Genomic DNA, 6,466 nt, shown 5'->3' on the forward strand with positions numbered 1-6,466 from the left:
GTTCACTGCTGCGCTACGTTCTTCCGCACCGGCTCGCGATAGTAGCCACGCACGATCTGCTGCGCTACCGGCAGTCTGGCGCTGACCGGGGCCGGAAACCGCACGATCGCGTCGAAGCGGTCCACGTCCACCGGCTCGAACAGCACGCGCGGCTCGAACTGCGACAGGTCGACGAACCGCATGTCGCCATAGCGCCGCAGCGTCCGGCCAGCTTCTTCCATGAAGTCCTCGCAAGCCTGCCGCGCCACCTTGATCAGGCGCGCCTCCACATCCTCGGGGTTCACACCCACTTCCAGCGGAATGCGCACGGTATCGAGCGTGTAGGCACCGGCCTGGGAATGGTTGCGCACCGCCGTGGTCAGCAACATGCTGTTGGGCACCTGCACGGTGAAGCCTGTGTAATGGCGCGCCGGGGCTACCTCCACCAGCGTGGTCGACATCACATCCATATCGATGACCTCGCCGCCGAACGGCCCGATTTCCACCAGGTCCCCCAACTGGAACGGTCGCGTCACCATGCGCATGAACGCGCCCAGGAAGCACATCACCAGTTCCTTGCCGACCAACAGCAGCGCCGCGGCAAACGCGGCCAGCGAGATCGCCACGCTTTTCAGTTCGGATACCCAGATGCCAAGCAGTAGCAGGAAGGTCACCGCCGCGACGAAGTTCCGCGATGCCACGGTCCAGGCGCGATAGCTGCCGCGATTGTCGGCCTGCAGGCGAGCCGAGAAAAAGCGGTTGATCAGCTTGACCACCATCGTGCCCACGAGGACCACGAACAGGCTGGTGACCACGTTGATCACGATGCTGTCGTTGGCGTTGAAATGCATGGTCATTCGTCCCGGGTTCGCGCCGCCCCAAGTCGCCTGTCACGCACAAAGCGGTGGCAGGGCGCGCCTGTCCTGGGGAATTCTAGTCACACGGCACCGCCCTGCACCAGCGTATTCCATCCGGTTTCGTGTGCCGGGCCCGTCCCGCTACCCCGAGGCGCGATGCAGAACATCAAAACTGAATCGTCGAACGGGGGCAGAATCGCCCGCGCCTGCCACCGCAGCGCGGTGCCATTCACAGGGATCGAGATGATGTTGAAGTCCACCCGCCGCTGGTAAACGCGCCGCAGTAAGCGCGCCGGGTCAGGAGGCTGGCGCCGCGGAAGATTGCCAGCCGAGGCCCAGCGACTTCTGCAGCGAGACGAAATCCTTGAGGAGATCCGCATCGCCCGAGATGCGGCTCTGTTGGGCCACCACTCGCGTGCGTTCGACATCGAGCCATTCGAGCATGCTTGCCGTGCCGGCGCGGTAGCGCTGCTGCTGCAGCGTCGAGGCGCGCTCCGCGGATGCTTCCACGCGACGCAACACAACCACGTGCTCACGCTGATGGCCGTAGCGCGACAACGCGACATCGGCATCGCGCAGTGCCTTCAGCACCACGCTCTCGTAGCTGGCCTCCGCTTCGTCGCGCCCGCCCTCGGCGCCCTCGACTCCTGCGGCCACACGGCCGAAATCGAGGATGTTCCATTGCAGGCGCGGCAGCGTCATCCACGTGCCATTTTCCTTGCGCGCGAGGTGACTGGGGTCCGTCGCCGCGAAGCCCAGCGAGCCGAGCAGCGACAGCTTCGGAAACCAGTCCGCCTTGCGCACGCCGATCTGCGCCGTGCTCGATGCCAGACGCCGTTCGGCGGCACGGATATCGGGACGTGATTTCAGCAGCGCGGCCGGATCGCCAACGGCGACGGTTTCCGGCACGCCGGGCAACGGCTTCGGCGCCGATAGCTCCGCGTCGAGCGTCCCCGGCGAGCCACCGGTCAGCATCGCAAGCTGGTCCAGCGATTCGGCGATGCTGGCTTGCACCGGCGACATCTGCGCGCGCGTGTTGTCGAGCTGCGTCATCAGCCTCTCCACCTCAAGCTGCGATGCCACGCCGCGTGCGCGACGCTGCTGCGTCAGCTCGAACATCTCCGCTTCGAGTTGCTCGGACGACGCCAGGTGCGCAAGGCTTTCCTGTTGCTCGCGCAGCGTGATGTAGGCCTGTGCCACTTCGGCGGCCAACTGCACGTGGGCATCGGCCAGTTGCGCATCGGCGGCGTCGGCTTCGGCCGACGCGGCTTCGATCGAACGACGCGTGCCACCGAACAGGTCGATCTCCCAGCTTGCGTCGAAGGCTGCGATATAGAGCGACAACGGCCCGCGCCCGGCATTCGACGAGCCCTGGCCCGACAGCGCCGACAGGTTCGGCGAGCGCGTGCGCAACGTGGCCGCATCGACGGCAACCGTCGGGAACAGGTTGGCCTTGTTTCCGGCCAGTCCGGCACGTGCCTGTCGCACGCGCGCGCGCGCCACGCGGATATCGGGGCTTTGCTTCAACGCCGATTCGATCAGTCCATCGAGTTGCGTGTCGCCCAGCGCGTGCCACCAGTCGGCTACACGTGGCGTCTGGCTGTCGGTGCCTTCCCCGGCGCGGGGAAATTTCCCGGTGTCGATCGCGTTGCCAGCCACCTGCGGCGCGCCGCGATAGTCGGGGCCAACGGTGCAGCCCGCGGCAAACATCGCCGCCGCAAGCGTCAGCAAGGTGGCACGAAAGGAAACAGACATGATCAGTGACCGGTGGAAATGGGTGCGCCCGGACGGGGCGGTTTCAGCAGCAGGGCCAGCGGCACACAGAGCAGCAGTGCCACGCCAAGCGCGAAGAAGGTTTCGGAGAACGTCATCACAGCCGCCTGGCGGGCAATCTGGCCACTCAGCTGGGCAATCGCCTGCAACTGGGCATGAGCATAGTCGCCGCCCTGGGCCATGAAGCTCGCGATGCTCGACGTCATGTGCTCCTGACCGATCGCGCTATTAGCGGTCACCGATTCGCGGATCACCGAGTCGTGATAGGCATTGCGCCGGTCGATCAGCGTGCCGAGCAGCGCGAGGCCAATCGAGCCGCCAAGGTTGCGCGCCATGTTGTACAGGCCCGCGGCATCGCCCGCCTCGTGCGTGGCCACGGCGGCCATCGATGCCTGATTCAGCGGCATCATCGCCAGGATCTGGCCGAAGCCCCGCAGGATCTGCGATGCGTAGAAGTCATGGCCAACGCTGTCGACGGTCAGGCCGATATCGAGCATGCAACTGGCGAAGAAGCACACCAGCCCCGAGATGACCAGCCAGCGGCTGTCGAACTTGCCGAGCATACGCGGCAGCACGGGCATCAGCAGAAACGCGGGCAGGCCCGACAGCAGCATGATGCCGCCCGCCTGCTCGGCGTTGTAGCCGGCGATCGTCGCCAGGAACTGCGGCAGCAGGTAGGACACGCCGTACACCCCGGCGCCCACCGTGGTCACGATCAGGATCACGCTGGCGTAGTTCTTGTTCAGCAGCAGGCGCAGACGCACGATTGGCTGCTTCGCCGTGAGCTGCCCGACAAGTATCAGTGCCAGCCCACCTGCCGTCAGCAGCGACAGATAGACAATCAAGTGCGACTCGAACCATTGCTCGCGCTGGCCTTCCTCGAGCACCACGGTCAGGGAGCTGAGACCCACCGCAAGGCCAACGATGCCGAGCCAGTCGGCCTTGAAGAAGGCGTTGAAATCCGCGCGCTCGGATTTCAGGCCGAAGTACAGCAGAGGTACCAGCACCGCCGTGATCGGCAGATTGAGGAAGAAGCACCAGCGCCAGTTGACGTTCTCGGCCAGCCACCCGCCCACCACCGGGCCGAGCAGGGGCCCGAGCAACACGATCAGGCCGAACATCGACATCCCGATCGGCATCTGGTGCCGGGGCAGCCGCGTCCGCACGATGGTCTGTGCGGTCGGGATCATCGCGCCACCGGCAATCCCCTGGCCAATACGGCCGACCACCATTTGGGTCAGGCTATGCGACATGCCGCACATCATCGAGAACGCCGTGAACAGCAGCGCGTTCCACATCAGAAAGCGGCGCAGCCCGAACACGCGCGTCAGCCATGCCGTGAGCGGAATGATCACGATCTCGGCCATCAGGTAGCCGGTGGAGATCCAGGTACCCTCGGTACCGGCCGCCCCGATCTGGCCCTGGATCTGCGGCAACGCCGAGTTCGTGATGGAGATATCAAGCGTGGCCAGGAGCGCCCCGAGGGAACCGGCGGCCACGGCAATCCAGTCGGCCGCGGAAGCGTTCGGCTCCCGCGCGATTGCCGCCGCTTCAGCCATGGGTGGCCTTGATGTCGGCCTGGGTCCTGGCGGGATGGAGCTCGCGCGTATCGATGTCCACGACTACCGACAGGCCCGGCACCAGGATCGCGCGCGCTTCCGTCGGCACGTCCACATGAATCCGCACCGGCACGCGCTGGACGATCTTGGTGAAGTTGCCCGTGGCGTTCTGCGCGGGCAGCAGGGCAAACTGCGAGCCGGTACCGGGCGACAGGCTATCGACCACACCATGCAGTTCCTCACCGGGTAGTGCGTCGACGTGGAGCGTCACCGGCTGGCCGGGGCGCATACGGCCCACCTGCGTTTCCTTGAAATTGGCGGTCAGATAGAGGTCCTGTACCGGCACCACGGTCAACAGACGCATGCCGGGCTGGGCGAACTGGCCGACGCGCACCCCCTTGTCGGCAACACGCCCGGCCGTGGTGGATCGCACCACGGTGTCATCGAGGTTGAGCTTTGCCTGACGCGCGCTAGCCTGGGCCACGTCGAGCTGCGCATGCGCCTGCTCGAGCCGCGCCTTCAGCGTCACCGTCTGGCTTTGTTCCACCCGCAAGGCAGCCTCGTTGGCAGCCAGCGTGGTGGATGCGCGGGTCTGCGCATTGCGCAGCTCGGCAGTGCGCTCTTCCGTTTCGGCGCCCGATTTCACCAGCGGCGCATAGCGTTCCACCTGCGATGCCGCATAGCGCGAATTGGCTCGCGCGCCATCCACTTCCGCGGCAGCCTGCGCGATCCTCGCCTGCTGCTGCGCGAGATCGGCTTCCGCGCGCGTCACGTCGGCCTGCCGCGAAGCCACGGTCGCCTGCGACTCGTCATAGGCTGCCTGGTACTGACGATTGTCGAGCCGCACCAGTTCCTGACCCGCCTGGATCTGCTGGTTGTCACGCACGTAGACCTCGGCCACGTAGCCGTTGACCTTGGGTGCCACCGTCACGCTGTCGGCCTGGATATAGGCGTCATCGGTGCTTTCGATGAAGCGGCCATAGATCCACCAGCGCACACCGTACGCCAGGGCAAGCGCGAGAAGCAGCAAACCCGCGCCGAGCAGGATCTGCTTGCGGCGCGAAGTGCGGTCGGGAACGGCGGATTCTGGCGCGACGCCGGCTGGCGACGCCGTTGCGGCGGAATGGATGGCGGACATGGGGACGCGGGGACTTCGAAGTCGGAATGGCCCAGCAATTATTCCACTTGGTAAAAATCTGTCAACTGGTATATTTCTGTCTGAATTCAGCGACAAGGACTTCCGACATGGCGCGACACAGGCCTGCGGCCGAAGGCGGTTACCAGCGTGGCGAAGAGACTCGTGCCCGTATCATCGATGCGGCGCTGCGGCTGTTCGGCACACATGGCTTTGACGGCGCTTCCACCCGCGACATCGCGCGCGAAGCCGGGGTGAACGCCCCGGCACTCCAGTACTACTTCGATAACAAGGAAGGGGTCTACCTGGCATGCATCGACTACTTCGTCGAGCGGGTGTGGTCGCTGCTGGAGGAAGTTGTGGGCCGGGCGGAAGCCGTGGTGGCCCGGGAAGACGCCAGTGACGCAGAACTGATCGACGCCTACCTGGCGCTGCAGGCGCGCTTCATGGCCTTTCTATATGAGGGCCCCGGCACCGAGCACTGGCGTCAGTTCATGGCGCGTGAACGTGCGGGACTCGGCCCCCCGGCGGCATTCGACCGCTTCGATGCCGGCATCAACCACCGGCTGTTCTCGCTGACCACGCATATCGTTGGGCGCCTGACCGGGCAGCCGGCCACGGCGGAATCCACACGTATCCGCACCATCGCCATCGACAGCCAGGTGGCATCGTTCAAGGTGATGCGGCGCCATATTCTCAAGGCGCTGAACTGGCAGGGCTATGGGGAAGCTGAGACGCAACGCGTGCAGGATGTGATGCACGACCAGACACGGACCCTGCTCGAGGGCCTGGTCGCGCAACGCGACAGGTGAGCTGGCATAACTAGAGCAAAGACTCTAATCATGTCGCGCCGGGCGATAGCTTGGTGCCGTTTGTTGTTTTAAATCAGTTATTTGGGCGTCATCACCGACTTCGGTTACCCCGTAGTCACTCACCATCTTTAGCAGAAATATGATTGTGCTTCGAAGAAAGCCCTTGCTTATCTATCTAGTAGTAGATAATATTTGGCTCATGGACGACGCGATGCAGCAAAGCAGTCCGCAGCACCAAGCCGATCCACGCAATACCAAGTCGTTTGTCAGTACCGGGAGGCGGTCTTTTTTTTAGCCCTGGTTACCTATCTAGCAGTAGATAGCAGCAGCGCCCAAACCAAGACCCCTGAG

Annotated in this window: 5 protein-coding genes; 1 reads left to right on the forward strand and 4 read right to left on the reverse strand. The window is 64.6% G+C overall.

Going from position 1 to position 6,466, the window contains the following annotated elements; translation table 11 throughout:
* Nucleotides 1-2 precede the first annotated feature (2 nt).
* From RN01_RS30950 to RN01_RS30970, 4 genes are all read right to left on the reverse strand, one after another.
* Nucleotides 3-830, reverse strand: coding sequence for a mechanosensitive ion channel family protein (locus tag RN01_RS30950; RefSeq protein WP_024570203.1), 828 nt, complete (start codon nucleotides 828-830; stop codon nucleotides 3-5).
* A 303-nt stretch (nucleotides 831-1,133) separates the two neighbouring features.
* Nucleotides 1,134-2,591, reverse strand: coding sequence for an efflux transporter outer membrane subunit (locus RN01_RS30960; RefSeq protein ID WP_017513279.1), 1,458 nt, complete (start codon nucleotides 2,589-2,591; stop codon nucleotides 1,134-1,136).
* A 2-nt stretch (nucleotides 2,592-2,593) separates the two neighbouring features.
* Nucleotides 2,594-4,168 carry a DHA2 family efflux MFS transporter permease subunit gene (locus RN01_RS30965; protein ID WP_017513280.1) on the reverse strand — a complete coding sequence of 525 codons (1,575 nt, stop codon included), beginning with the start codon at nucleotides 4,166-4,168 and terminating at the stop codon, nucleotides 2,594-2,596.
* A complete protein-coding gene (locus RN01_RS30970; protein ID WP_017513281.1) occupies nucleotides 4,161-5,306 on the reverse strand; it encodes an HlyD family secretion protein in 1,146 nt (381 codons plus the stop codon). The genes RN01_RS30965 and RN01_RS30970 overlap by 8 nt, the downstream gene beginning before the upstream one ends.
* 107 nt (nucleotides 5,307-5,413) lie before the next feature.
* On the opposite strand from RN01_RS30970, the gene RN01_RS30975 reads away from it, so the two are divergent.
* Nucleotides 5,414-6,115, forward strand: coding sequence for a CerR family C-terminal domain-containing protein (locus tag RN01_RS30975; protein ID WP_017513282.1), 702 nt, complete (start codon nucleotides 5,414-5,416; stop codon nucleotides 6,113-6,115).
* Nucleotides 6,116-6,466 lie beyond the last annotated feature (351 nt).

This window comes from Cupriavidus sp. SHE (genome assembly GCF_000812445.1).
GTDB classification, from domain to species: Bacteria; Pseudomonadota; Gammaproteobacteria; order Burkholderiales; family Burkholderiaceae; genus Cupriavidus; species Cupriavidus metallidurans.

Excerpts from the sequence above, each read along its gene's own strand:
- RN01_RS30950 (WP_024570203.1), bottom strand. The coding sequence starts at position 830 with ATGCATTTCAACGCCAACGACAGCATCGTGATCAACGTGGTCACCAGC.
- RN01_RS30960 (WP_017513279.1), bottom strand. The coding sequence starts at position 2,591 with ATGTCTGTTTCCTTTCGTGCCACCTTGCTGACGCTTGCGGCGGCGATG.
- RN01_RS30965 (WP_017513280.1), bottom strand. The coding sequence starts at position 4,168 with ATGGCTGAAGCGGCGGCAATCGCGCGGGAGCCGAACGCTTCCGCGGCC.
- RN01_RS30970 (WP_017513281.1), bottom strand. The coding sequence starts at position 5,306 with ATGTCCGCCATCCATTCCGCCGCAACGGCGTCGCCAGCCGGCGTCGCG.
- RN01_RS30975 (WP_017513282.1), top strand. The coding sequence starts at position 5,414 with ATGGCGCGACACAGGCCTGCGGCCGAAGGCGGTTACCAGCGTGGCGAA.